This is a genomic window from Aequorivita marina, from assembly GCF_031631895.2.
Lineage (GTDB): Bacteria > Bacteroidota > Bacteroidia > Flavobacteriales > Flavobacteriaceae > Aequorivita > Aequorivita marina.
Genome location: NZ_JAVMBW020000005.1, coordinates 73,529 through 99,217, shown reverse-complemented (window position 1 = coordinate 99,217; position 25,689 = coordinate 73,529). Strand labels below are relative to the sequence as shown.

The 25,689-nt window shown below is 38.6% G+C and carries 24 protein-coding genes; 8 read left to right on the top strand and 16 right to left on the bottom strand.

Features of this window, described 5'->3' with window-relative positions:
• Positions 1–83: 83 nt before the first annotated feature.
• The 4 genes from QPK98_RS08560 to QPK98_RS08545 all read left to right on the top strand — a co-directional run bounded on the left by QPK98_RS08560 (position 84) and on the right by QPK98_RS08545 (position 2,301).
• A complete protein-coding gene (locus QPK98_RS08560; protein ID WP_310992789.1) occupies positions 84–620 on the top strand; it encodes a GNAT family N-acetyltransferase in 537 nt (178 codons plus the stop codon).
• Positions 621–731: 111 nt separating this feature from the next.
• Entirely contained in the window at positions 732–1,181 is a 450-nt protein-coding gene (locus QPK98_RS08555; RefSeq protein WP_310992788.1) for a hotdog fold thioesterase, read from the top strand.
• Between the two features lie 47 nt (positions 1,182–1,228).
• A complete protein-coding gene (locus tag QPK98_RS08550) occupies positions 1,229–1,546 on the top strand; it encodes a thioredoxin family protein (protein WP_310992787.1) in 318 nt (105 codons plus the stop codon).
• Between the two features lie 86 nt (positions 1,547–1,632).
• Entirely contained in the window at positions 1,633–2,301 is a 669-nt protein-coding gene (locus QPK98_RS08545; protein WP_310992786.1) for a hypothetical protein, read from the top strand.
• Positions 2,302–2,408: 107 nt separating this feature from the next.
• Here QPK98_RS08545 and QPK98_RS08540 read toward each other — a convergent pair whose 3' ends face one another.
• From QPK98_RS08540 to QPK98_RS08495, 10 genes are all read right to left on the bottom strand, one after another.
• Positions 2,409–3,770 (bottom strand): UDP-N-acetylmuramate--L-alanine ligase, encoded by a 1,362-nt coding sequence (locus QPK98_RS08540; protein ID WP_310992784.1) that lies wholly within the window; start codon positions 3,768–3,770, stop codon positions 2,409–2,411.
• Positions 3,771–3,886: 116 nt separating this feature from the next.
• Positions 3,887–4,906, bottom strand: coding sequence for a tetratricopeptide repeat protein (locus tag QPK98_RS08535; RefSeq protein ID WP_310992782.1), 1,020 nt, complete (start codon positions 4,904–4,906; stop codon positions 3,887–3,889).
• A gap of 45 nt (positions 4,907–4,951) precedes the next feature.
• On the bottom strand, positions 4,952–5,470 hold the full coding sequence (locus tag QPK98_RS08530; protein WP_310992781.1) for a DUF4136 domain-containing protein: 519 nt from the start codon (positions 5,468–5,470) through the stop codon (positions 4,952–4,954).
• A gap of 62 nt (positions 5,471–5,532) precedes the next feature.
• Entirely contained in the window at positions 5,533–5,871 is a 339-nt protein-coding gene (locus QPK98_RS08525) for a DUF5615 family PIN-like protein (protein ID WP_310992780.1), read from the bottom strand.
• Positions 5,868–6,113 carry a DUF433 domain-containing protein gene (locus QPK98_RS08520; protein WP_310992779.1) on the bottom strand — a complete coding sequence of 82 codons (246 nt, stop codon included), beginning with the start codon at positions 6,111–6,113 and terminating at the stop codon, positions 5,868–5,870. Before QPK98_RS08520 ends, QPK98_RS08525 begins: the two co-directional genes overlap by 4 nt.
• 456 nt (positions 6,114–6,569) lie before the next feature.
• Positions 6,570–7,568 (bottom strand): GTPase ObgE, encoded by a 999-nt coding sequence (gene obgE, locus QPK98_RS08515; RefSeq protein ID WP_310992777.1) that lies wholly within the window; start codon positions 7,566–7,568, stop codon positions 6,570–6,572.
• A gap of 74 nt (positions 7,569–7,642) precedes the next feature.
• Entirely contained in the window at positions 7,643–8,215 is a 573-nt protein-coding gene (locus QPK98_RS08510; protein WP_310992775.1) for an adenylate kinase, read from the bottom strand.
• A gap of 640 nt (positions 8,216–8,855) precedes the next feature.
• On the bottom strand, positions 8,856–9,170 hold the full coding sequence (locus QPK98_RS08505) for a hypothetical protein (RefSeq protein WP_310992774.1): 315 nt from the start codon (positions 9,168–9,170) through the stop codon (positions 8,856–8,858).
• A 4-nt stretch (positions 9,171–9,174) separates the two neighbouring features.
• Positions 9,175–9,684 carry a hypothetical protein gene (locus QPK98_RS08500; protein WP_310992772.1) on the bottom strand — a complete coding sequence of 170 codons (510 nt, stop codon included), beginning with the start codon at positions 9,682–9,684 and terminating at the stop codon, positions 9,175–9,177.
• Between the two features lie 322 nt (positions 9,685–10,006).
• Positions 10,007–10,651: a hypothetical protein gene (locus QPK98_RS08495; RefSeq protein ID WP_310992770.1), complete on the bottom strand. Its 645-nt coding sequence runs from the start codon at positions 10,649–10,651 to the stop codon at positions 10,007–10,009.
• Positions 10,652–10,831: 180 nt separating this feature from the next.
• On the opposite strand from QPK98_RS08495, the gene QPK98_RS08490 reads away from it, so the two are divergent.
• Positions 10,832–12,499, top strand: coding sequence for a formate--tetrahydrofolate ligase (locus QPK98_RS08490; RefSeq protein WP_310992768.1), 1,668 nt, complete (start codon positions 10,832–10,834; stop codon positions 12,497–12,499).
• Between the two features lie 243 nt (positions 12,500–12,742).
• On the opposite strand, the gene nfsB is transcribed toward QPK98_RS08490, so the two are convergent.
• Positions 12,743–13,402 (bottom strand): oxygen-insensitive NAD(P)H nitroreductase, encoded by a 660-nt coding sequence (gene nfsB / locus QPK98_RS08485; RefSeq protein ID WP_310992766.1) that lies wholly within the window; start codon positions 13,400–13,402, stop codon positions 12,743–12,745.
• Positions 13,403–13,569: 167 nt separating this feature from the next.
• On the opposite strand from nfsB, the gene QPK98_RS08480 reads away from it, so the two are divergent.
• Both QPK98_RS08480 and QPK98_RS08475 read left to right on the top strand, forming a co-directional pair.
• A complete protein-coding gene (locus tag QPK98_RS08480; RefSeq protein WP_310992765.1) occupies positions 13,570–14,442 on the top strand; it encodes an AraC family transcriptional regulator in 873 nt (290 codons plus the stop codon).
• 69 nt (positions 14,443–14,511) lie between these two features.
• A complete protein-coding gene (locus tag QPK98_RS08475) occupies positions 14,512–16,350 on the top strand; it encodes a monovalent cation:proton antiporter-2 (CPA2) family protein (RefSeq protein WP_310992763.1) in 1,839 nt (612 codons plus the stop codon).
• A 124-nt stretch (positions 16,351–16,474) separates the two neighbouring features.
• Here the strand turns inward: QPK98_RS08475 and QPK98_RS08470 are convergent, their stop codons facing one another.
• Positions 16,475–19,282 carry a tail fiber domain-containing protein gene (locus tag QPK98_RS08470; RefSeq protein ID WP_310992762.1) on the bottom strand — a complete coding sequence of 936 codons (2,808 nt, stop codon included), beginning with the start codon at positions 19,280–19,282 and terminating at the stop codon, positions 16,475–16,477.
• 280 nt (positions 19,283–19,562) lie between these two features.
• On the opposite strand from QPK98_RS08470, the gene QPK98_RS08465 reads away from it, so the two are divergent.
• Positions 19,563–22,325, top strand: a complete 2,763-nt coding sequence (locus QPK98_RS08465; protein WP_310992761.1) for a hybrid sensor histidine kinase/response regulator transcription factor — start codon at positions 19,563–19,565, stop codon at positions 22,323–22,325.
• Positions 22,326–22,393: 68 nt separating this feature from the next.
• Here the strand turns inward: QPK98_RS08465 and QPK98_RS08460 are convergent, their stop codons facing one another.
• The 4 genes from QPK98_RS08460 to QPK98_RS08445 form a co-directional block, all read right to left on the bottom strand.
• Positions 22,394–22,489: a DUF4172 domain-containing protein gene (locus QPK98_RS08460; RefSeq protein ID WP_310992886.1), complete on the bottom strand. Its 96-nt coding sequence runs from the start codon at positions 22,487–22,489 to the stop codon at positions 22,394–22,396.
• Positions 22,490–22,695: 206 nt separating this feature from the next.
• On the bottom strand, positions 22,696–23,238 hold the full coding sequence (locus QPK98_RS08455) for a hypothetical protein (RefSeq protein WP_310992760.1): 543 nt from the start codon (positions 23,236–23,238) through the stop codon (positions 22,696–22,698).
• Positions 23,239–23,476: 238 nt separating this feature from the next.
• Positions 23,477–24,967, bottom strand: coding sequence for a cellulose synthase family protein (locus QPK98_RS08450; protein WP_310992759.1), 1,491 nt, complete (start codon positions 24,965–24,967; stop codon positions 23,477–23,479).
• Positions 24,957–25,664, bottom strand: a complete 708-nt coding sequence (locus QPK98_RS08445; protein WP_310992758.1) for a glycosyltransferase family 2 protein — start codon at positions 25,662–25,664, stop codon at positions 24,957–24,959. The genes QPK98_RS08450 and QPK98_RS08445 overlap by 11 nt, the downstream gene beginning before the upstream one ends.
• Positions 25,665–25,689: the final 25 nt, after the last annotated feature.

The following is a 25,689-nucleotide window of genomic DNA, read 5'->3' as shown; positions in this document are numbered from 1 at the left end:
AGTTAAATTGCACATCCTTTTTATATTTTAGCCTCCTGCTTATCTTTTTTTAAGCTGAAATATAGAATCGAAAAAACAACTAAATGAAAATTCATATTGAAACGGAGCGGTTACTAATGCGTGATTTAATGCAGGAAGATGCCGAAGCAATGTTTGAGATGGACTCTGATGCCGATGTACATACTTACTTAGGAAATAATCCTATTGCTAGCCTAGACGAAGCCAAAGGCTATATAGCAGCTGTTCAAAAACAATACAAAGAACACGGAATTGGCAGATGGGCGGTAGTGGAAAAGGAAAGCGGCGACTTTGTTGGTTGGAGCGGATTTAAACTAATTACGGAAGTTGTTAATGGAAGAACAGGATATTATGACCTTGGGTATCGATTTCTAAAAAAACGATGGGGAAGGGGATACGCTTCAGAAACGGCAATTGCTTCATTAAACTACGGATTTAATAAGTTGAACTTTAACGAAGTTGTTGGTATTGCTGATGTTGAGCATACTGCTTCAAATAGAATATTGAAAAAAGTGGGCCTTCTTAAAAGAAATACATTTGAATATGATGGGACGCTCCATAATTTTTATTCGTTGACCAAAGAAGAGTATAATGCTATTTAAACGTACATCACCTGCTTTAGATATTGCTGCATTCTTGCTACATTTGACAAAAATAGAGGTCTTTACGGGTGTGTTAATACACTCAAATTTAAGGCAGAAAAACAATAAAAAATGCTTCAAGATAATATAGAACTTATAAAAACAACTTTTGAGAAAAGCATCCCAATGCATAAATTTTTGGGGTTGAAAATTGTATTGCTCGAAAAAAACTTTGTCAGGATAGTTGTGCCTTTCAGAAAAGAAATAGTTGGTGATTTTAGAAACAACAGATGGCACGGCGGCGTTATTGCTACCGTTATGGATTCTGTGGGCGGTGTAATTGGCGCAACACATTTTACTTCGCTTGAAGATAAAATTTCAACTATTGATTTAAGGGTAGATTATCTTCGTGGAGCCGAACCGGAAGAGATTATGGTGGAAGGTAAAATTATCAGGTTTGGTAATAGAATACTGGTTGCACGGATGAAGGCTTTTCAAAATGACACCTTGATTGCAGAAGGAAAAGGGGTGTATAATTTTGTAAGAATGAATGCAAAAGACGAAGCGAATGATGCTTCGTAAAACAAATAGTTTTATAAAAATGGAAACTTCTTAATACAGTTAAGACAATGGATGTTGATTCACTGAACAAATGTGTTGAATTGGAACCTGCTGTGGCTGTGTACTTTTCTGCTCCTAATTGTGGGGTTTGTCACGCTTTGTATCCCAAAGTTGCCCAACTTTTTTCTGAAGCCTTTCCAGCGGTAAAGTTTATTCATATCGAAATCGATAAATCTCCAGATATTTCTGGTGAATACAGTGTTTTTTCTGCCCCAACCTTATTGGTGTTCTTTGAAGGGAAAGAGTTTTTAAGAAAAGTTAGGTTGATGAGCATTCAGGAGCTTCAGGAAAAAATAAAGCGTCCTTATAGTATGGTTTTTAGTTAATAGGTTTGTTTTTGTACGCTTTAAGAAAGTTGAAATTTCAATAATTATACTATATTTAAAGCTTTAACACTAAAACCTGTGCGGCTATGAAAATACTTCGAACCCCAATTGCATTTTTTCAAGCGAGTTTGGCATTTTTAGGGTTTTGTATAATCGCAGTTGTGTTTTATTCACAGGTGCCATCGCCATTTAATTATATTGCTGCTCTTGCTAGCTTATTGTTAGGTATTTATTTTGGAAGAATGGTTTTTAATATGGGGCGGAGCCAAGGTGTTTTGGCCACAATGACCGGTTCTAGGGCCTCGTACGAGCTTGATGAATTGGAGCCGATTCCGGGAAGTGGTGTTTTAAAACTGACCCCGAACGAACTCACCAGTAATTTTGCAGATAGCGTCTTGCCGTTTAACGAAGGTACTTTGGCAATCTGGGGCGATACTAACAACAGCTTACTTAGCAAAAGACATCAATTGAAAGGGATAACTTTTGATGTTGAAAACAAGATATTAAACTTAGCGTTTTCGGATGCTTGCTTTTTAGAAGTTAAGAACCCCAGTTTAATTATGTGCGCTGATACTTATTTAAAAATTTCAAGGGCAAAGAAAGTAACTTGGCGCATTCCCAATACTGACGATGGAATGGATGCTTTTGTTTATTATAACACAGGGAAAACAATTCAATCTACCTCAAATACCAATTGGAACCCTAGCACTTATGATTTTGGAATAGGGATGAACGCCGTTTATCTTCAGGGATAATTAGCGTCTGTAAAGTGCAAAAACGGCTTAAACTTGTCGGTAATAGAATACCAAAAATTTAGTTTCTACCTTGAAAAATATTATAGAATTTTGGAATATAAAATACACTAGTTGCCTTCAACATAATCTTTTACCTCCTCAAAATCTAAACCTCCATAATTACCACTGCTCATTAAAAGTAAACTGGTGTTTTCATAATTCTGGGTGAAAAGATAAGTTTTGAAATCGGCCGGATTGGTGAAAACTACCAAATCGTCACGGTCAAAGGCTTCTTCAATTTGCTCTCCTTTTATTTCCTCCAATTGTTTTATCAAAACTGCATGTGGCGAATAAAACACCACAGCATTATCGGCCGCATTTAGCGCTCCCTTGTATTCCTTTAAGAATTCTGGGTTTAGACTGCTATATGTGTGAAGCTCTAGGCAGGCAATCAACTCTCGGTCTGGGTATTGATTTTTAACAGCCTTTGTCGTTGCTTCTACCTTGCTTGGAGAGTGGGCATAATCCTTAAAAGCAACAGCAGTTTTCGTCTCGGCAATTTTTTCCAAACGTTTACTAGCACCTTTAAAAGAGGCAATAGCTTCGTAAAAACCTTCGGCATCAACGCCCATTAATTGGCACACATACCTTGCGCCTTCTAAATTGTTTAAGTTGTGTTTTCCGAAGATTTCAAAAGGTATTGAGCCACCTAGCGTTTCCAAAATTGTGGCACCATCTTTTATTGAGTGTTTTGGGGTTTGGTATGCAAGTTTTTTTATCGGGTTTGTAGCTGCTTCAACCACACGTTTTACTTCAGTGTCTTCTTCGTTATAGATAATCGCGCCATTCTTGGTTATTTCCGTTAAGAATATTTCAAATTGCTCCACATAGTTTTCATAAGTAGGAAAGACATTGATGTGATCCCAAGCAATACCACTTAATAAAGCGATATCGGGTTTATACAAATGAAATTTGGGTCTTCTATCTATTGGTGATGACAGATATTCATCGCCTTCAATAACCATAAAGTCATTAGCATCAGTTATTTTTACCATGGTGTCAAAACCCTCCAATTGAGCACCTACCATGTAATCCACATCTTTTTTATGATAGTTCATCACGTGAAGAATCATTGATGTAATGGTAGTTTTTCCATGCGAACCCCCAATAACCACCCGGGTTTTATTTTTAGATTGCTCGTAGAGAAATTCAGGGTAACTGTATATTTTTAAGCTGAGTTCCTTTGCTTTTAGAAGTTCTGGATTGTCTGCTTTGGCGTGCATGCCCAGAATTACTGCATCAATTTCTGAAGTAATCTTTTCAGGGAACCAACCTTCTTTTTCAGGTAATAAACCCTTATTGTTTAATCTAGACTTAGAAGGTTCAAATATTTCGTCGTCACTGCCAGTAACGGTGTCTCCTTTTTGATGTAATGCCAAGGCTAGGTTGTGCATCGCGCTGCCGCCAATGGCGATAAAGTGGATTCTCATATTTTAGTTGAAGAGTTTATGCCCTTCGACTACGCTCAGGGCGACATTTATAGTGTAAAGATACCTTTTCTTATCCTTTCCCGATAGCAATTAGAATTGGAATTCATAATTGAAAATTACATTGCCAAAATCAAGGATTTTTCCTTTTGAGCTTCTTTAAAATCGGCTCGATCAAGTAAAGCTTTATTTATCCATGTAAGTGCAATTTCTTTTTGTCCGAGATTTTTATAAATCTGTGCCAAGCGAAAATACGCCCAGTCCTTTGGAACGCCGTCTTTAATGGAGTAATTAGCCAAGTATTCGCTTAGACATTCAATGCCATATTCTGGTTCTAAATTATACTGAGCAGCAATTTTGCCAATCTGGTAATTAAGCTGATTCCGTTTGTGTTTCTGTAATGATTCTGAAGTAGTGGCTAAGGCTTCCTTTGGCTGCTTGTTTTTTTCGTAAAGGCTGGAAAGCTTTTCATAGGTATGTGGCGATCCACCTACTTCAATTGCTTTTTTATAATACCGTTCTGCATCTTTGGGTCTGTTAGTATATTCGGCAATGTAACCGCTGGCAAGGTATCCGTCAACGCTTGAAATTGTTCCTAACTCCTTGGCATACGCGATGGCTTTATTCTCGCTACCGCCAAAAATCCCCGGTAACTGAATGTAAAACTCTATCAAGGCCCAACGTGCTTCTATATGTTTTGGATCCAGTTTCGCCGCCTGCTCCAATTCACTTTTAATATCGCTTATATAGGTTAAGGCTCTAATTTTACTGATTGACATGGCCTTCATACCCATGGCGCCCCCGTATTTAAAATGATAATTGGCGTTGCTCGGCTCCTCTTCAACTAATGCTTTGTAATATGAAATTGATTTATCCCATTCTTCGCTATATCCTGCAATATCACCTAAGTATTCACGCGTTTTTAAATCGTTTGGATGTTGTTTTAGATGATTTTCAAAAATAGGCTTTGCCTTGCTGAAATTTTCCTGTTTGAAGTATGTTTCGGCTTGTTGGTAGTTGGTTTGGGCAACGGTAAACAGCGGTAAAAGAAAAATCAGGAAATACAGTCCCCCTCTGCCTTCGGCATCTCCCCCGAAGGAGGATAAGTACGTCCATATATTAAAAATTGGGATGTGCAACTTGGCGCTTATTTGGAATTTTTACCCGATAGGAATTGGGATGTGTTATTTACTTGGAGGGTATTTGTTCAAAATCTTCTGGATTACCGAAATGTAATACGCTTCTTTCTGTTGGGGCGTTGCACGTTCTTTCATGTCGCCGTCTGCTATAGCTTGCCAGATTAGATCGTCTTTTTGAACATCTATAAAATCTATGGTTAGGCGTTGGTCTATGACCTTGCCACCTATAGGAATGCCGCCACTAACGCCAACACCAACGTTGCCGCCGCCACTGCCTATCCCAATGCCAATGGTGTTTCGGGAGTTGGAAAGGCTTTCGCGTGCATAAAAATTAATATAAAACTGCGGACTTTCACTTTTTACAAAACCACGTGCCTGCAACAAACTGTCTGCAGCTTTAATGATGCGGCGATCGTCTAATTCGTTTAGCCCAGAATCTATGGTAGGGTAATAGTTATAAGCGGTGTATTTGGAGAAATCTACCTGCTTGTCATAATCTACCGTTACGGTTGCGCCGCAGGAGACCAAGAATATAGAAAGTAATAGTATTGGAAATAACTTCATCGTGCAATTTTTCATTAAAAATACGTAAAATTGCTGCTTTTAGTTTTTATAAAAGGTTAAAATCATAATTGAAGACAGGCAACACTTTCAAAATCCGAACTTTTAATAAAGTCCGTAATCTCACTAAGTTTCGTATTTAGGATGTGCGCAATATTGAGTGTAGTGGAGTTTCCAAAGCGTAACCAGATTATTTTTGGTGGAGATCCGTAAAGGTTTGCTAAATCATAAAAATCTGCATCAAAAGTAACTACGGTATAACTATTTTGCTTCGCATATTCCCAGATAGCCTTATCCGAACAATCCTCAAGACCCAATTTTCTTACTGGGTTAGAATCAGGAAAATTTTCTAAAATTTGCTTTACAATCCGAAAAGAAATGTTTTGGTCAAAAAGCAGTTTCATAAGGTCACTCTCAATTTGTGCTCCCTATCTGCAGCATAGGCAAGACAGGCCTGTATCTGCTCTTTGGATAATTCTGGAAAGTCCTGGATAATTTCCTTTTCCGTCATTCCGTTGGCAAACCAGCTTAGCACATCATAAACTGAAATTCGCGTACCATTTATACAAGGCTTCCCAAAACGAATATTTGGATCTATGGAAATATATTTTTTATAATCTATCACTTTAAAGACTGTTTCTTTCAAATATAATGAATATTTAAAGCTCTATGTTGTTTCAAGTGGGTAATTTTTTTCAAAGATCAAAACTTTATAAGTGCTGTTTTGGCCTAGTAAAAGTTTACGTAAAATGATCCGCGATAGCTATCGGGAGAGTGGAGAGTTAAGCAAACTAGCGCCAGCCGCTCAGATAATTTTAATCTTAACGATATTAAAACAATAACTATTTTGAATGAACAAATGTGAGCCTTTAGTTTGCACCGCAACGAGAGAAATTTTTAGTAAAGTTTTGCTCAGGCTAGCCTTTTACTTGCATACGACGAGTGAGGTACGAATGAGAGTAATGCAGACGTTTTTTTGGCAATGAAAAAGAATACGGCACAGTCTCATGGATTTTTCTTATTTAGCTGAAACTGATTTTTCATCTTTTAAACCTTGGCTTCGCTCGGTAACCGCAAATAGACTCCACTCGGCAACCAACTGTTAATTCAGCATCTTCCAGAGTTTATCTTTCAGCTCAGTAAGCCCTTGTTGCGCCACGGAAGAAATAAATAAATACGGAATGTCTTTAAACTCCTTATCGAGAACAGCTTTCATTTCGGCTTTTAGTTCGGCGTCTAGCATATCACTTTTGCTGATGGCTACCAAACGTTCTTTATCTAAAAGCTGTGGGTTGTAGCGTTTTAATTCATCTACCAAAATATCGTATTGCTCCTTAATATCTGGCGCATCTGCTGGCACCAAGAAAAGTAACGACGAATTTCGTTCAATATGGCGCAGAAAACGATGTCCGATCCCTTTTCCTTCTGCAGCGCCTTCAATAATTCCAGGGATGTCAGCTACTACAAAGGTTTGGAAATCGCGGTACTCCACTATTCCTAAATTAGGTTTTAGGGTGGTGAATTCGTAATTGGCAATTTTTGGTTTTGCTGCGGTTATTACGGAAAGCAAGGTAGATTTTCCCGCATTTGGAAACCCGACTAGGCCAACATCAGCAAGAATTTTTAGCTCTACAATAATATCAACTTCCTCACCTTCTTCGCCAGGTTGCGAATAACGCGGGGTTTGATTGGTTGCAGATTTAAAGTGGGTGTTACCCAGGCCGCCACGTCCTCCTTTTGCTACTATTTTTTCTTCACCATCTTCAGTGAGTTCAAAAAGTATTTCCTCGGTTTCCTTATTTCGGATTACCGTACCCAAAGGCACTTCAATATAAACATCATCACCGTCTGCACCTGTGCTGGTTTGTTTGCTTCCCGAAGCGCCATGCTCAGCCCTAAAGTGTCTTTTAAACTTAAGGTGATAAAGTGTCCAAAGGTTTTTGTTCGCTTTTACAATTACGTGACCGCCGCGACCGCCATCGCCACCATCTGGGCCACCTTTGGGAATGAATTTTTCCCGCCGCATGTGCTTACTGCCCTGTCCTCCCTTCCCGGAAGTAACATGAATCTTTACGTAATCTACAAAATTGCCTTCAGTCACCTTTTATTGTTTCTTGTTTGTCGTTTATAGTTGGCGTTTTAAAATACGCAACCATCTCTATGAACGAATTTTAATTATAAGTTATCAATAACCTTACTTAATCTTTCGGTTATTTCTTCTATGTTTCCAACGCCGTCAACGCCGTAGTACATATCTTTTTTATCGTAGTAATCCTTTAAAATGGCGGTTTCGTTGTAATACACTTTTATTCGGTTGCGGATAATGCTCTCATCGGCATCGTCTGCACGACCGCTTGTTTTTCCTCTTTCCAAGATTCGCTTAACCAAAACTTCATCGTCCACTTCTAAAGCAACCATGGCATCAATCTTAGTGTTCTTATCGTCCATTAGGTGGCCAAGCACCTCTGCTTGTGCTTCAGTCCTTGGGAAACCGTCAAAAATAAACCCGTTGGCATCTTCATTTTTGTCAAGTTCATTGCTCAACATATCAATGGTGATTTCATCTGGCACCAGCTTTCCCTTCTCCATAAAGGACTTTGCAAGATTACCGAGCTCGGTTTCGTTTTTAATGTTATACCTAAAAACGTCGCCCGTAGATATATGTACTAGGTTGTATTTTTCCTTTAGGAAGTTAGCCTGAGTACCTTTTCCTGCACCGGGAGGGCCAAACAAAATGATATTGGTCATAAGTAGTTTTTTATAATTGACAAAATTGAGGTTGCAAATTTACGAAATAATAATTGGCTTCGATACTAATTTTTAATGGTTCTATATCGAATATCATTAGTGTCCGACAAAGATGTACGATCGCTTCGCTAAATGACTAACGACGTACGACTAGAATTGTAAAGTCTTGATAATTAGGTTAATTACGTTATACATATTTTTAAAATGTTTATCCTTTATTATAATCTCAATAGCAAGGTGTTATATTTTAATATTATTCTAAAAGCTTACTATTGTTGAAACAAGTGGTTTTTTAATTATTTTAATCGGACACTACTAATCGAATATAGTGGGTAAAAGTTTCCTCGCTTTAGAAGAAAAGACATCCATCTCGTTAAACGAAATGTAGTTTTATATTTTTAGTAAGTCTCAACCCCTCCCGATAATTATCGAGACTTCCCCGAGGAACGGGAGCCAATTTGAAAATAAATTGTAATCAGTTTTAACTTCAAAACATACCGCCTTAAATCAATATTTGCAAAATTCAACACAGAATAAAGCTATATTTATTGTTAATCAAAACAATTCTACTTTAATTAACCCGCTACAAATCAGCATAGAGCCAATTTTTTCATATAAAAACGGTAGCATAAACCTTCTATTAAGTCACTACGCCAACTACTTTGTAGAGAAAAGTAACTAGCGCATTCCAAAGTTTCTCTATTGTAACCAACAAAACACCTTTTAGCGTATTCACAAAATTAAGAGCCATTAGCTCTAACTCGTTGAGGAAAAACTCTTTTTGCTTTTCGCTATACTTTCCATTGGCAATATTGGTTTGTACAATAACAGTCTGTTTAGCTAAATTATCCATTTGCCGTTGACTAAAACCCTTAACAATAGTAATATCTTCTTCTAAAATTCCGAAAGCAATTTCCTTGATACCACCCACTATTTCTGTAAAATTTTTATCCATGGGTTTATCGTTTTAAAAAGCTTTCGTAAGTTATAGCTTGGTCTAAATAGATTTCTACCTGCCCTTTTAGCGTGGCAATCACCTCAGGGTTCATTGCATCTTCTTCATCAAATTCTTTCATCTGTCTAAAAGTTGCTGCAATTCGTTCAAATGCAAAAGCACTGGGGTATGAATCGTCTATTGCCTCATCTCCCTTAGCACGAAGCATTTTATTAACTCGGGCTATGGCTTTATTATCAGGTATTGGCCGGGAACGCGCTTGGATTTTCAGCGATTCAAAAGCACCAATAAGTTTGTTGTAAGTGGGTTCTCGTCTAAAAAAGCTTTCGTTATCAGTTCCTCCCTCCACATTGGCAAAAAATTGCATTGCCAATTCACTGTTTTCCGTAACGCCGTCAAAAATAGCTTGATCATAGGCCGGAGCCAGCGTAACTTGGCAGCTACTAACAGCTAGAAAAACCAATAGGAATGGTATGATAAAAAGCTTCCTTCGGTATAACTCTAAATGCGCCATGTTCGTAATTAATTAGTATTCACTAAATTAACGAATTATGACTAATCTATACGGAAAACACAGATATATTTATTTGAAAACCAGTAGAATGTAAGGTTTTAGACATGGAGCACTTCATACTAATAAGCCAATGGGTTTTTCAACAACCTCTTGTCTGCCTTCAAATTATGGTTGAATTCGCCGCTTTACCAGCTTAATTCATAGTAAAAACAAGGTCTGCCCAAAGGCTTTTAAGTAAAATTGGATTTTGGGTTTTGGAAAAATAGTGACAACGGGTTGTGCCAACCCAAGAGCGGGACGCGAAAGAATCAATAAAAAAACATTATCTAATTTTTATTGAATTACTTACTTTTTCATAAACTTCGCCCGTAGATAATTCAACCACCACTTTTACTTTGTAATTTTCATTTAAAGTGGGTTTTCTATCTACCATAAGCCGAAGCCCTTCATATTGAATGTTTATTGTATCGTTAGCCAAATAGTCTTGCAAGTATTCATCATCTTGATGATAAAACCCTTTTGCCAGTATTAAATCGTTTATGGTATCATTTGCCCTATGAGATTCGTCAAAATCATTAAGGCTAATCACCGTAATGTTTGAAAGCTTTTCATATTTGGAGCCCCGCTCGCCATTAAAAATACAGGAACAGGCATAGGCACTTTGGATAAGTGAAAAACTAGGTTTTTTCGGTCGGTTTTGGCTTATGTACTCCACATCATAATCAATTCCTAAGCCAGCGTATTCATTATAAGTAACAGCCTCATTCTCTTCTATTATGCCAATGGAGTTTTCGCCGGTTTTTTTGAAATTATCCAGCTCCATACCCTTGATGTCAAAAAACGCTCCTGCTATTGGCCCACAGTTGCAGTCATCATAATTTTCAGGGCTACACATCTGTAGCGGAAGCCCCACCACTAATGCGAAAACCAAAATCTTGGTTCTTATACTTTTATAAAATAGCTGCATACTAAAATTATCGTATTGATTTGAATGTTATAAAGTTAAGCAATTAATCCAAGTTAGCTGCCCCTAAGCTTCCCAATCATTTTAAAAATTGAAACTCTCTTTTTTTAGCCATGACAATCGTCATATATTTTCTTTTATAGAAACTGTAATTTTATTCCACTTTTAAAAACCATTACTCTTATGACAGAAATACAGATTGCACAAAGTGTTACCTTGAAACACATTAATGAAATTGCGGCAAAATTGGCAATTCCTGAAGAAAAGTTAGAGTACTACGGAAACGATAAAGCAAAGCTTCCTTTGGATATTATTGATGAAGCGAAAGTAAAAGAAAACAAGCTTGTATTAGTTACTGCAATGTCGCCAACTCCTCCGGGCGAAGGAAAGACAACAACTTCCATTGGGTTGGTAGATGCATTAAATATTTTAAACAAGAAAGCGGTTGCGGTAATACGTGAACCCAGTTTAGGCCCTGTGTTTGGCATTAAGGGAGGCGCCGCTGGTGGAGGTTGGAGCCAGGTGGTGCCCATGGTAGATATCAACTTACATTTTACGGGAGACTTCCACGCTATTGAAAAAGCCAACAATCTGCTTGCAGCGCTGATAGACAATAACATTCAAAGCAAATCGAAAAGTCTCGGTATAGACCCCAGAACTGTTGTTTGGAAACGCTGTATGGATATGAATGATCGTGCCTTGCGCAATATTGTAACGGCACTTGGCGGAAAAGCTGGTGGTGTGCCACGGGAAACCGGTTTTAATATTACCGCGGCCTCTGAGATTATGGCAATTTTGTGTTTGGCATCGAGTATAGAAGACCTAAAGGAGAGATGTGGTGATATTTATGTAGGCGACACATGGAAGGGAGAGCCAGTATTTGCAAAACATTTGAATGCTGAAGACGCCATGGCAGTTCTGTTGAAAGATGCCATAAAACCAAATTTGGTTCAAACCCTAGAAGGAAATCCCGCTATTATCCACGGTGGTCCTTTTGCCAATATTGCACAAGGAACAAACTCTATTGTAGCTACTAAAATGGGGATGTCGCTTAGTGATTATACCATAACTGAAGCTGGATTTGGCTCTGATCTGGGGGCTGAAAAGTTTTTAAATATTAAATGTAGGGCGGCAGGTATTTCGCCTAAAACTATTGTCGTGGTCGCAACCATAAGAGCCTTAAAATACCATGGTGGCAAATCTTTGCCAGAAATTACCCAGGAAGATGTAGCGGCGCTTAAAAAAGGTCTAGCTAATCTAGATGGGCATTTAGCTAGTCTAAAAACTTTTGGAGTTCCTTTGGTTGTTTCCATAAATGCCTTTAGCACAGATACCGAAGCAGAAATTCAGGTTTTGCAAGATCACTGTGAGCAATTAGGCATTCAAGTAGCCCTGAGCCACGGGTGGGAAAATGGCGGCAATGGGTGTTTAGAATTGGCCGGAGCGGTTATCAAGGCGGCAGATTCCTGTGAAAACAAATTTCAGCCCACCTACAATCATAATGATAGCGTACACACCAAAATGGAGAAGATCAGTAAGAGTATTTATGGTGCCGAAAAAGTTGTATTAAGCGATAAGGCCAAGTCGCAATTACGGAAATACGAAAAAATGGGCTATGGAAACCTGCCGGTCTGTATTGCAAAAACCGAGAAGAGTTTTAGCGACGATCAGAAGCAATTGGGGCGTCCCAAAAACTTTGATATAACCATAAGAGAGTTTGAAATTGCCACAGGTGCGGGGTTTATTATCCCTATTGCCGGCAATATGTTACGTATGCCTGGCTTACCAGCTACTCCGGCGGCCGAAAAAATTGCTGTTGATGGTGATGGAGGTATTGAGGGCTTGTTTTAACACTAATAATTAATACTTGTATTGGTTTATCTTTTTCAGCCAATACAAGTATTTTCAAATTAAATAGGAAGTAGTGTAGCGGTTTTGTGAAAAATATTCGCAAGGCTTTTACCTCAGTACTTCCTTGTAAATAGAGTTTTACATATCTAACATTTCAAATGTATCTATAATTGAAACTAGTAGTGTTCGGTTAAAATAATTCAAACCTAATTGTTTCAATAATAGAAAACTTTTAGTGTGTTTTTATATTTCAGAAATAATTTCGCTTTCTGGTAATCTAGATTTTGGTGTTTTCTCTGTCGAATTAAAATCAGAATCTGCTCTATATCCTATAGAAACAGCTGCCAGTGCAGTATATCCTTTTTCTCTTAATCCAAATTCTGCATCTAGTGTTTTTACATCTATTCCTTCCATAGGTGTGGCATCAATATTTAAACTTCCCACGCCTAACAAGAAGCTGCCAAGGTTTAAGTAAACTTGTTTTTCTACCCAATGTTGAAGATCTTTTAAGTCGTATTTATGAATATCGGAAAAAGCTTTCATAGCCCCTAAAAACCCGTTTTTAACCTCTTCATTAGGAAACCTACCATTTTTATCTTCTGAATCTGCAATATGTTTTATGTATTCTTCATCTACATCGGTTTTTGCACAAAACAAAACTACCGCTGAAGCATTTGTTACTTTTGGTTCGTTAAAATGAAAAAAACCTTGCGTTCCTTTTGCTATGCGTTCTTTGCCCTCCTTAGTGTTTGCTATAATAAAATGCCAGGGCTGAAGATTAACACTTGATGGGCTCATTCTAAGTAAATTTTTGACTTGCTCCATATCTGAATCTGATATTTTCTTGGTTGGATCAAATTCCTTGGTTGTGTATCTCCAGTTTAATGTTTCTTTTAAGTTCATTTTTATTTTTTAATGTGTTGTTCTTATTTTCAGGGCAAAAGTAAATACAATAGGCAGGTGCTTTTTGGTATAAAAAGTGGGTATTTATGTATTTTTAAAGGTTTTTTATCTTAGAAGTTGGGTGTGTAGTTCGTTTTTAAATAAATTTGGCCACAAATTAGATTAAAATGCAAATATTAGAAGCATACAAACCTTTTGAAATACAAGAGTTGAAATTGTTAGAATGGAAACAACGTCCTGTTAAGAATAATTTTTTCGAACTCGTTTTAATCAAGGAAGGCACGGGGACGCAGTGTATTAATTACAATTTTCATCCCTACAAAGAAGGTAGTATATTTTTGCTTCCTCCATTAAAATGTCACTCCTTTAAAATTGAATCGCCTTCAAAATTTGTGTTTTTAAAGTTTACAGATGCCTTTTTTAAAAACTCTAATCGGGTTTCTGTAGATAGATCAGAATGGTTTAGTGAAGCTGCCTACATACTTTCAAATTACAATCAATTGCCTGGCGATGTGATTAAAGGCGATGTAGATAGACAGCATTTAAAAAGGCTTATCGCGATGATTTTACAGGAATCCAGAAATTATGGCGTAGAATCTATTTCGTTAGTATCTAGTTTAATGACCAGTGTTTTAGAAATTTTAATTAGAAATATAAAAAAGAGCAGTCACTATGAAATTTCAGAGAAAACTAGGGACGACAGGGCTACCAGAATGCTAACCTATATAAGCGAAAACATTCATAAAACCGATCTTTTGAAGGTAGAGCACCTGGCCGAAGAATTTTTAATGTCGCCAACTTATGTAAGTGAGTTTTTTAGAAAACAGGTTGGAGTACCTTTACGAGAATACATTATTAAAGCAAGGCTAAAACTAGTAGAAATACGTCTTTTGAATTCAGATTATACGCTCACAGAAATTGCCGATGAGTATGGGTTTACCGATGTTAGTCATCTTTCCAAAACCTTTAAACGCTATGTAGGAAAATCGGTTCGGGATTTTAAAAACAGTGGAGAATATATCCTTTTAAAACGCGCTTAGTGCGCAATTACCCAAGAAACAGGTGTTAAGAAGTAAGTAAAAAATAATTTTCAAACTCAACTATTTATTATGACCGGCAGCATCCTTTTTCAATCTATTGTGTTCCTAGCGGGGGCGATATTATGTGTTCCCATTGCCAAACGATTCGGATTAAGTTCGGTTATTGGCTATTTATTGGCAGGTATTTTAATTGGTCCTTATGTTTTGGGGTTTGTAGGCCAGGAAGGAGAAGATATCCTTGAGTTTGCTGAATTTGGAGTTGTAATGATGCTTTTTATTATTGGCCTGGAAATAAAACCCAAGAGTTTTTGGCAGATGAGGAAACTTGTTTTGGGAATGGGAACTGCCCAGGTTTTTGGCACAATGGCACTCACTTTTGCCGTCTTGTACAGCTTCGGAATTGAATGGAAATTGTCATTAACGGTTGCAATGGCCGTTGCACTCTCATCTACTGCCATTACGCTGCAAACCAACAAAGAAAAGGGGTTGATGCAAACCGTTTATGGTACTTCTTCCTTTTCAATTCTACTGTTTCAGGATATCATTGTTATTGTAATGTTAGCCGTGTTACCACTGTTGTCTAATGTTTCAAGTACCACTACGGTAGAGAATGGAAACCACAATACTCACGAGAATCTTCTCGAAAATTTGCCACTAGGTTTTCAAGCATTGGGTATTGCTTTGTCTATTATACTAATCATTATAGCGGGTAGATATTTAATTGTCCCTATGCTGCGAATTGTAGCCAAATCTAAGGTTAGGGAATTGTTGGTGGCTTCGGCATTGTTAATTGTGGTAGGTATTTCCTTTTTAATGGGATTAGTAGGCTTAAGTCCGGCATTAGGAGCATTTTTAGGAGGTGTAGTTTTAGCGACCAGCGAATTTAAACACGAGTTGGAAAGCACGTTAGATCCTTTTAAAGATTTACTGTTGGGTCTGTTTTTTATGGCTGTTGGCGCATCTATTAACTTTTTAGTTATTGGCGAAAATCCACTATTAATATCAGGGCTTGTACTGTCTGTAATTTTAATTAAAGGAATTGTTCTTTTTATAGTGGGAATTATTTTTAAGCTGAAAATAGACCAGCGTTTATTATTAGTGGTAGGTTTAGCACAAATTGGGGAATTTGCCTTTGTTTTGCTTTCCTTTGCTTTCCAGCTGAATATTTTTGAAAGAAAACAACTTGATATCATGCTCGTTGTTACCGCACTTACAATGACTCTTACTCCAATTCTTTGGATATTAAACGAACATTTATGTTTACCTAAAATAGGAACAAAAGAATCTGAAAAAAGACCGATGGACGACATCCAAAAAAATAATAAGACAATCTTAATTGGGTTTGGTCATTTTGGTAGTACTATAGGAAGGTTTCTTAGGGCACACGGCATACCTACAACGGTTCTCGACATAGATTCTAATAGAGTAGATTTTTTAAGAAAAATGGGGTTTGAAGTATTTTATGGCGATGCCTCAAGAATGGATTTACTTGAATCTGCAGGAATTGCAGAAGCCGATTATTTAATCTGTGCTGTTGACAATCCAGATACAGTTCTTCATATTGTAAAAAAAGTAAAAAAGAAATATCCACATATTAAATTATTGGTTAGAGCAAAAAATCGTTACGATGCTTATGATTTGCATAATATAGGGGTTGAACACATCTATAGAGAATCGCTGGATACATCGGTAAAAATGGCTAGTGATGTCCTTCACTTTATGGGTTTCGATAGAGAGGCTACAAACGATCAAGCTGAAAAATTTATAAATCTTGATGTGCAAAGTTTAAAGCGATTGGCAACGACTCCAAAAAATGGAAAGGAATACATATTTAAAGCAAAGGAAGAAATGGAACAGCAAGAAAAGCTGCTAGTAGACGATGTGAAAATAGGTAGTAGTAAATTATAGAGGCTAGCTTGTATCAAGTTATTAATGTAATAAAGCACGGGGTAATTAAAATTATGAATTACGCGTTCAGTCGAGCCTTTGGCAGGCAGGTTCGAGGTGATACACTCTCAGTAAACCACTATTTTTACCTACTACGATCAGCATAGAGTCTCATTGCCTTCATTTCTTTTTTCAGGGCATCTATTTCCCGCTTCATTGCCTTCAGTCCATCTATTTCTTTTCGCTGTGTTTTTAGTTCATCTATTTCCTGCTGCTGTGCTTTTATACCTTCTATAAGTAGCGGAACTATCCCTGCATAGTGTACAAAATACTCGCCGTGTTCATTTATTTCTACCGCTTCGGGGAATACGCGGTAAAGCTCTTGTGCCAAAACCCCCGAGGTGGTCTTATTGACATTCTGCTTGCCATCTGTGTTTTTGTATTTATAGGTATAGCCGTTCAGTTGCTTTAGTTTTTCCATTGGGGCGTTAATGTTTTTAATCTGTTCCTTTCGGTTTTGGTCAGACACCTGAAAATACTGTCCGCCTGAACCAATATAGGCCACTTCGGCCCCGTTGTTATACGGGTCTGAATCGTTGTCGTTCCAATTATCCTCATCTATAATACGCAGGTACCGTCCTTGGTCTCCCGGGCACCAAAGCATTACAAAATCCTGGTTGCCGTGTATTCCGGCGGTTTCATAACCGCCTTCTTGTGAGGCCAGGGTCCAGGCATCTATTTGGGGCCCGAGGGAGAGGTTGTTATCATAAACATGACTGTACCTATTGCTTACTTTTAAAATGGCAGCATCATTGGTATTGTTGGAAAAAGCAATGTTCCCTTCTACTTCCAGTTTTTCCACGGGCTCTGGAATGCCAATGCCGATGTTGCCACTTGAAACTGTATATTCAGTACCATCCAGGCCATTCCCGAAGACCAGATTGCCTATGTTCAGTTTATAGTCCCATGGCCCTGAGTTTCCACCTGGGATAAACACTTCATTTCCTATCAGGATAGTATTGGTTACCACGCCACTTGTAAAATTTGCATTATGACCCGAACCATAGCCAATAGCGATGTTTCCGTTACCTTGCTGTAAAGCGGCAAGGGCACTTTTCCCTACCGCAACATTTCGACTTCCAATAATATTAAACAAACTGGCCTGGCCAATAGATACATTATCACTTCCTGTTTTATTATCCAATAAAGCCCCTCTGCCTATTGCAGTATTGCGTTCTCCCGTCGTATTTCCTTCCATAGAGTTATATCCAACCGCTGTATTGTTTTCTCCAGTGGTGATTTTTGTAGCCGCGCTTGTGCCAATGGCAACATTATAGCTTCCGGTGTTAATGTCCCACCCAGCCCCACGGCCCATAAATATATTGTCAGTGCCACCCCCATAACCTGCGGCAAGATCTGCTCCTATGGAAATGTTTCTACTCGGGTCATTAAAGATAATACCTGATGAAGTTACACGAAGGGATACCGCGCCCCAGGCCCCGAGGCGAAGTGGTTCGGAATTTGTGGTTCCCAAAAAATTTGAGGCATCAGCATAGTTGCCACCTATCTTCCAATAATCAAATATATTGCCGGCCCAAGATAGATTTCCGTTGGCATCCGAGACCATAAAATCACCATTTGTTGCGGCGCGGGAATCCGGCAGGGAGTAAATATTGGCCGTGGTGGTCCCTATGGCTACTTTTCCTAAAAAATACCCGGCGTATCCACTCGGTTTCAGTACACTGGAATAAACACCATATTGGTTGCCACCTGCACTGGGATCAATATATTGATAGGAAGCAAACTTACTACCCGTTCCAGAACCAAATAACTCATTGGAAGTGCCGTAATGAGTGCCAGTTCCGGCACCGCCCAATATGTTTTCCGTGCCTATATGGCGGTTGTTTCCATCGTTGTTTATCGTGTTTCTGGTGCCTCGCTGGATTCCATTTCCGTTGCCCGAAAGAAAGTTTTCCGTTCCAATCAGTTGCCCACTGCCGGTATTGGTAAGGATGTTGCGGGTACCTACCTGATCGCCAGATCCTGTGCCCTCCAGGATAACGTCGCTGCCAAAATGGTTTCCTGTTCCCGTACCGCTTAAAATGGTTTTTGTTCCGGTGTGGATGGCATTGCCCGAGTTGTCTATTTCATTAAAAACGCCTGTTTGCTCGCCTGTTCCGGTACCGCCCAAATGGTTTTCGATACCAAAATGGTTCCCTGTTCCCGAACCGCTCAATATATTATTGACACCTATATGAATACCATCTCCTGTGTTAATGATTGAACTCTCCACTCCAACCTGTTCGCCTGTTCCCGCTCCAGAAATATTATTTTCTACTCCTAGGTGCTTTCCACTACCATTACCACGTATTTGGTTCCACATTCCCAAAAGATATCCTTGGCCGTGTGCTAAAACATCGTTATAGACTCCGGCTGTTGATGAACCCGGGTCGGTTGCGGTATTTTCCAAGTAGGTATTGAGCCCTAACATAACACCATTTTTGGGCGTGGTATTGGTAAGGAGCGCCGCTGCTTGCTTGTCCGATCTAACCGTTAGCCTTGAAAAACCATTGTCGTTTCCGCCAATGGTTACATCTTTTCCATTACCGTCGGTGGGGCTTATATATACTCCGTGGTCTGTCCATTCCGTGCTTATAGTTCCAGTGGAAAAGTGAACCCAAGTGGTTGCGGTCTGGTCCCAAAAATAAAATCCTTTGGTGGGTGTTCCGTTACCCGTGGCAAAGACCATGATCCCGTCTTGATCTGCCGTGGGGTTGGTTGTTGGAAACTCGTCTATTTTAGGTATTAAAATACCGTCGTTATTGCTGGGCGTTGCCTGGTTGCTAGACTGGATGTCCAAACTGGCTTTGGGATCGGTTGTGTTTATGCCTACCTGTGCAAGAGCAGAACAGCTTAATGCGAGCAAGAAAAAGAAAATAAATAATGGTTTCATCTGTATATGTTTTTATAATATTACTTTGGCGAACTTTTCCATAAACCTTCAGGATTGGACTAATATCGAGAGAAGGCCATAATAAGACACTGATTGTTTTATCGTACAACAAATCTACAGTAGGCAAGGGGTTGGGATCGTACTCTTTTTTGCCATAACCTGTCTCAAAATGGACATTTGTTGAAAAAAATGAATATATTAGTAGTTTTACATAGGAAAAACCTACCCGATGCGATTAAGTAGTGCTTTTTTTTTACTCTGTTTCTTTATTTGCTTATTTGTGAACGAGCTTGCTTATGGCCAAGAATTAATTACCGAGAATTTCAAAAATGCTCCGCCCCGGGAAAAAGTGATATACCTACATCGCTTGGCCGAAAAGACCAAAGCCAAGGACTCCATTCTTAAAATTGGTCTACAAGCCTTTGAATATTCAAAAGTTTGCGATTGCGATTCGCTCGGTTTTCGTTCGGTTGAGTTGGTTTCAGACGTATATTATTCAGAAGGAAAGTACAAAAAGGCCATTGCATACCTCACTCCCTTTCTTGAAGAGGCAGAACAAAAATCCTTAGCTTTTCCTGGGTTTAAGATTCATACACTTTTGGCTAAAAACAATCGGCTTCTGGATCGTTCTGACGAAGCCTTATCGCACTACAAAGCAGCCTTGGAAATTTCAAAGGAATTGCCAAACTCCATATATCTCGCCGATGCCTACAACAATCTGGGCGATATGTATCTTGTTGTGGATCTTTATGAGGAGGCTGAAGAATATTTGTTGCTGGCTCTTAAAATGTATGATGATATTGATGCCCCTGAATCTGAAAAACAGGTAACCTATAAAAATCTGATGCAGGCGGTTGCCCTTCCAGAGCAAGTGGATGAATACGCACAAAAGGCGCTGGCGAATATAGACAAGACCGAACCGCTGCAGTTGGCTTCTTTTTATTTATATGAAGGGAATGCGTACCTCACTAAAGATCCTGACTTGTTAACGCCCGAATATCACCAAAAAGGGCTTTCGGCTTTTAACAAAACCTACCGTATTGCCGACAGTTTGAACCTGGACGTTTACAAAAACATAGCCCTTATTGGCAAAGGTTCTATTTTAATGGAGTTAGAAAAGACAGACCAGGCCATTGAAGCGTTTAATGAAGCTAAGGAACTGCCACAGCCTACTCCAAAAAACTATTTCTTTCTTTTGGAAAGGCTATCTAATGCGTACGAGGAAAAAGGCGATTATAAGAATGCGTTTGTGGTTTCCAAAGAAATGTTCGCCATACAGGATTCTATAAGTAATTATAAATCAAAAGAACATTTTGCCGAATTTGACGCCAAGTTCAATGCCGAACAAAAAGACAAGCGCATCGCCCAGCAAGAATTGGAAATAGCCCGACAGAAAAACGTTCGTAATACATGGATTTTTATAGGTGTAGGCGTATTATTGATTGGGCTTGGACTCCTCTTTTGGCGTATTGCGAAGCAAAGGCGAAAAAGAGACCTTGTGCAACTTAAACTGGAAAAAGAAAGAGAAAACACCCAATTGCGAACCAAGTTCTTGGGAAATATTGCCCACGAAATCAGGACGCCACTTACCTTGGTTTCGGGAAACCTGAATTTGGCACTCGAAAATATTGACAATAAGACAAAAGCCAAAGCGAACCTAAAAAAAGCCTTGGACAATACAAAAAAGATTACCGAAGATGCCAACGAAATTTTGGAACTGCTCAGGATAGAAGACCATAGAACCACCTATAACGAAACCCAAATTCAGCTAAAAGCCACGCTGGAACGGATGGTTTTTTCGTTCGAGTCCATGGCGCAGATAAAGAAGGTTGACCTTGTGTATCAATCTACTGTTCCGGATAGCCTATTTGTAAAAACCGATATTGGTAAAATTGAAAAAATAGTAAACAACCTGCTCTCCAATGCTATAAAATACGCTCCTTCCGAATCAGAAATCAAGGTTGCAGATAGCTTTGTGGACGAAACCCTTACATTTTCGGTAACCGATTCTGGCGAAGGCATCCACTACAACGAAAAGGAAAAGATATTTGAGCGGTTCTATCAATCGGAAAATGCCAGTAAGGTAGGCGGAATCGGTATTGGGCTTGCGCTTTCAAAAGAATTTGCAGGTTTCTTGAAAGGTACGCTCACCGTAGATAGCGAGCTTGGAAAGGGCAGTACCTTTACCTTAAAAATTCCGCTTGAGGTAATTCCCTTAAGTGAAATTACCGAAGACGAAGATTTGCCAAAGACCAAGAAGGACATTTCAAGTTCTATTGAAACGAAGTCTGGCATATCAACGGATAAAGATAACATACTTATTGTAGAGGACAATCCCCAAATGGCAGCTTACCTAAATGAGCTTTTGGAAAACACCTATAAATGTACCTTGGCATTTAATGGAGAGGAAGCGTTAAGGCTCTTACAGAACCATTCTTACTCCTTGATTACCTCAGATATAATGATGCCGAAAATTGATGGCTTTCAATTGCGGGAACGGATAAATACGCTTCCCAAACACAAAAACACACCTTTTATATTTATTTCGGCCAAAAATTTGGAAACCGATAAGATAAAAGGGTTTTCCCTTGGCGTTGCCGATTATGTAGTCAAGCCGTTTAGCAAAAACGAACTTATTGCCCGCATAAAAAACCTGATAAAAAATAAGACAGCCCGCGAGCAGTGGCAGATAAAGAACGAAGACATGCTATCGGAAAGTGAAAGCGTCGATAAAAAACTACTGCGAAAAATTGAAACGTATATCCTTGAAAATTTGGACAACGACGAATTTAAGATAAAGGAACTATCGGATCACGTGGGCTATAGCCAACGCCAATTGACAAGGATTATGAAGCAATACACGGGTCTGAGTCCCGTAAAATTCATTCTTGAAATAAGGCTTCAAAAGGCTTATGGTCTTCTTCAGAACAAGACTCACGCCACATTATCGGAAGTGCGCTATACCATAGGCATCAACTCTTCCAGCTATTTCAACAGAAAATTTAAGGAGCGCTTTGGAGTTCCACCTTCGGAGTTGTTGTAATTATTAATTTAATTTTTGATAAATTACCACACGATAGATGAACGAACTTGACCAAGATCTAGAAACTCTCATTCAATCTCTGATGATTTTATAACATCAAGTGTTAACGTATCAAGTAAAGCCTCATTTCTAAATTGGAAACCTAATATTTCCATTTTTTCGATGAGTCTGCCGTATAAGTTTGCTCAATTCACAAAACTGGGCAGTGTGCCAGAAGGCTATTTAGAGGTGAAGCCAATTTATCCCTTTGTGCCAACGGAAGCTGAGATATATACCAATGTAATTCCTTCAGAAAGTGAAGTGATAGAATTTTAACGAATTTTTACTCTTAAAATACCCTGCGAAAATACTTCGCAACACATCTAATACCTTAAATTTTATTTACAATCATTTTGGCTACTTGAACCGCTTTTGCTCTATTGGCTGCAACATCTGCAGTGGTTCGTACATGTACATGGATTAGATAGTCGCCAGATAGGAACGTAAGCTGGGCTTTTTTAGGGCTCCACACGGCCATTTCGGCAACGTCATCTTGATTTTCGCCGTCGTCATAGATACTAACCGAGGTGTTAAATTTATTTTCAGAAGCATTTTTCACCAATACAATGCTCAGTTCGGCGGGATAGTCCAAGGTTTTTTCAATGCTCCCCATTTTCATTGTACTGGGGAAGGTTATAGATTTCCATTTATAGAAGCAAACTGGGAAGGTGGTGTCCTTTTCGTTCATTGTAGTTTCTGCATCGGAAGGAATTTCTAATACATCTTTAATCTCGGCCTCCGATAGTATCTCGCAAGGAGACTCAATATCCGATTTTAAAATGGGACTACTACTGCTTTCGCCTTTCGATTTTTCTGAATTCCCGCAGGCGATTGTAAGCATAAAAACTGCGATTAATAGCAATGATTTTTTCATAATTTGAATTTTGGTTAGTTTCGGTTCATAATTTACAAAATGCCCCACTTATCCGCAAGTTTGCGTTGTGACTTTGGGGATAAAGATTCCATCGCTGAGGTACAGAGATTACCGTGAAATATGATTAAAGGCAAAGAATTTATAAGTAGTACGGTATTATAAGCCTGCGTGTTTTGAAAACATAATCAGCATTGCTATTTTTTATTCTGCTACTTCTTGTTTTCAAAATGTATTGAAGCTACGCCTTGGAAGTCAAAGATTTAAAAAACACAAATCCGAAGCCGAGAAAAAGCATTAAATGAAATGGGAAGAGCCCGAAATCGCCTCCTTGGTCGCCAACAATAAATGCACTATACATGCCGAAAGCGAAATAAAGCATCAGCACGCCTTCAATAATAACGTTTGGCGAAATGTTCTTGGCGATGTACTTATTGCCTTTCCAGCCTTGTTTTAAATCGCCGATATTAAATTTTGGAGTGCGTATAAATTCACTTTTTTTGCCCAGATGACCTTCTAAAACTGCAATGGAGTTATGCACAGAAAAGCCCATTGCTATTGAAAAGAAGGTAAAAAACATACCGGTATATTTAAAAAAACGTTTTAAACCGCCGCCGTATATGGTTTTAAACGTAAACCAGTAGCAAATAAAAAAGATGACGGTACTTATTACAAAAAAGCTCATCACAAAAAAGTACATTTTTAAATGCTCGTATTCGTTTTTAATATAAAGCATTGGGATGCTTAAAATGGCAACAATTAAAATGTTTAAAAACATGGTGCTGTTGAGCAAATGTAAAAAGCTGTGCATTTTCGTTTTTAACGAAATATCATGACTTTTAAAGACGCGTACAGCCATTTTCTGAAAATTTTCTGCCCCGCCCTTATTCCAGCGGAATTGTTGCGAACGTGCAGCACTTATAACTATAGGGAGCTCTGCCGGAGTTTCTACATTTTCTAAAAACTTGAATTTCCAATTTTTTAATTGTGCTCGGTAGCTGAGGTCAAGATCTTCGGTTAGGGTATCGCCCTCCCAGTTTCCGGCATCTAGAATGCACTCTTTGCGCCAAACGCCTGCGGTTCCGTTAAAGTTGATAAAATGACCTTTGCTGTTTCGCCCTACTTGTTCTAGTGTAAAATGTGCGTCTAGGGCAAATGCTTGTACGCGTGTGAGTATTGAGTAATCGCGGTTTATATGGCCCCAGCGAGTCTGTACCACGCCTATTTTTGAATCCTTGAAATAAGGGATCGTTCTTTTTAACCAATCTTTCTTCGGAAGAAAATCTGCATCAAAAATGGCAATATATTCTCCCTTAACGGTTTTTAAACCTTCTTTTAATGCGCCAGCCTTAAAGCCCTGCCTGTCTTTACGGGTAATATGCTGAATGTCTAAACCTGTTTTCTGAAGCTCTTCTATGTGTTTTGCAGTTTTATCAAAAGATTCGTCAGTACTGTCGTCCAACACTTGGATTTCTAATTTGTCTTGGGGGTAATCAATACGGGCAATATTATTTAACAATCTTTCCATTACATACATTTCGTTGTAAACAGGAAGTTGAATGGTTACTAACGGAGTTTCTGCTTCGTTGGAAAGGTCGAAAGTAGGGGCATCTTTTAGGTTTTTACGGGCGCTTAAATAATTGAAAAGCAGGTTGAGTTGCGCCAACGCATACATGAATATGAGAAGAAGAGCTACGGAGTATATTACAATTACTATTGATTCAAGAATCATTTTTAAAACTGTATTTAAAAATCCAGGTTAGAATTTTTACACCCGCAAATATAGCACCTTTTATAGTTCCTGAAACTTTTGACACACCAATCCGGTTTTTGTACTTAACGGGAATCTCTAAATAGGTGTACTTCTTTTTAAGCACTTTTAGTTGCATTTCAACCGTCCAGCCATAAGTTTTGTCTTCCATGTTTAAAGCGAGTAGCTTGTTGTATTTTATGGCTCTAAAAGGACCTAAGTCGGTAAATGTTGAGTTAAAAAAAAGGTTCATCAACTTGGTGGCCAGTCCATTTCCGAAGCGTTGCGGTAGCGTCATTGCGCCTTTTTCACGATATTTTTTTACACGGGCACCTACCACAAAGTCAATATCATCTTCAATAATCGGGGCAACTATTCGGGTTAATTCTGAAGGATAATCGCTGTAATCACCATCAAGAAAAGTAATAATGTCGGGTTGTTCGCTGGTATATAACCCCGCAATATATTCCATTCCTTTTAAACAGGCATATCCATAACCGGCATTGGGTTCAAAAAGAACTGTTGCGCCGGCAGTTTCAGCTACTTCAGCCGTTTTGTCGGTAGAATTATTGTTTACCACAATAATTTCCGAAACAATTTCGGGGATTTCAGCAACTACCTTTCCTATGGCTTCTTCTTCGTTAAAAGCTGGAATGATTACTTTAATGTTTTTATTCATAGTATTGTATGATGAGCCCCCAAAG

What these genes read in the sequence shown, in the direction of transcription:
- QPK98_RS08560 (WP_310992789.1), top strand. Translation starts at nt 84, where the DNA reads ATGAAAATTCATATTGAAACGGAGCGGTTACTAATGCGTGATTTAATG.
- QPK98_RS08555 (WP_310992788.1), top strand. Translation starts at nt 732, where the DNA reads ATGCTTCAAGATAATATAGAACTTATAAAAACAACTTTTGAGAAAAGC.
- QPK98_RS08550 (WP_310992787.1), top strand. Translation starts at nt 1,229, where the DNA reads ATGGATGTTGATTCACTGAACAAATGTGTTGAATTGGAACCTGCTGTG.
- QPK98_RS08545 (WP_310992786.1), top strand. Translation starts at nt 1,633, where the DNA reads ATGAAAATACTTCGAACCCCAATTGCATTTTTTCAAGCGAGTTTGGCA.
- QPK98_RS08540 (WP_310992784.1), bottom strand. Translation starts at nt 3,770, where the DNA reads ATGAGAATCCACTTTATCGCCATTGGCGGCAGCGCGATGCACAACCTA.
- QPK98_RS08530 (WP_310992781.1), bottom strand. Translation starts at nt 5,470, where the DNA reads ATGAAGTTATTTCCAATACTATTACTTTCTATATTCTTGGTCTCCTGC.
- QPK98_RS08525 (WP_310992780.1), bottom strand. Translation starts at nt 5,871, where the DNA reads ATGAAACTGCTTTTTGACCAAAACATTTCTTTTCGGATTGTAAAGCAA.
- QPK98_RS08510 (WP_310992775.1), bottom strand. Translation starts at nt 8,215, where the DNA reads ATGACCAATATCATTTTGTTTGGCCCTCCCGGTGCAGGAAAAGGTACT.
- QPK98_RS08505 (WP_310992774.1), bottom strand. Translation starts at nt 9,170, where the DNA reads ATGGATAAAAATTTTACAGAAATAGTGGGTGGTATCAAGGAAATTGCT.
- QPK98_RS08500 (WP_310992772.1), bottom strand. Translation starts at nt 9,684, where the DNA reads ATGGCGCATTTAGAGTTATACCGAAGGAAGCTTTTTATCATACCATTC.
- QPK98_RS08495 (WP_310992770.1), bottom strand. Translation starts at nt 10,651, where the DNA reads ATGCAGCTATTTTATAAAAGTATAAGAACCAAGATTTTGGTTTTCGCA.
- QPK98_RS08490 (WP_310992768.1), top strand. Translation starts at nt 10,832, where the DNA reads ATGACAGAAATACAGATTGCACAAAGTGTTACCTTGAAACACATTAAT.
- nfsB (WP_310992766.1), bottom strand. Translation starts at nt 13,402, where the DNA reads ATGAACTTAAAAGAAACATTAAACTGGAGATACACAACCAAGGAATTT.
- QPK98_RS08480 (WP_310992765.1), top strand. Translation starts at nt 13,570, where the DNA reads ATGCAAATATTAGAAGCATACAAACCTTTTGAAATACAAGAGTTGAAA.
- QPK98_RS08475 (WP_310992763.1), top strand. Translation starts at nt 14,512, where the DNA reads ATGACCGGCAGCATCCTTTTTCAATCTATTGTGTTCCTAGCGGGGGCG.
- QPK98_RS08470 (WP_310992762.1), bottom strand. Translation starts at nt 19,282, where the DNA reads ATGAAACCATTATTTATTTTCTTTTTCTTGCTCGCATTAAGCTGTTCT.
- QPK98_RS08455 (WP_310992760.1), bottom strand. Translation starts at nt 23,238, where the DNA reads ATGAAAAAATCATTGCTATTAATCGCAGTTTTTATGCTTACAATCGCC.
- QPK98_RS08450 (WP_310992759.1), bottom strand. Translation starts at nt 24,967, where the DNA reads ATGATTCTTGAATCAATAGTAATTGTAATATACTCCGTAGCTCTTCTT.
- QPK98_RS08445 (WP_310992758.1), bottom strand. Translation starts at nt 25,664, where the DNA reads ATGAATAAAAACATTAAAGTAATCATTCCAGCTTTTAACGAAGAAGAA.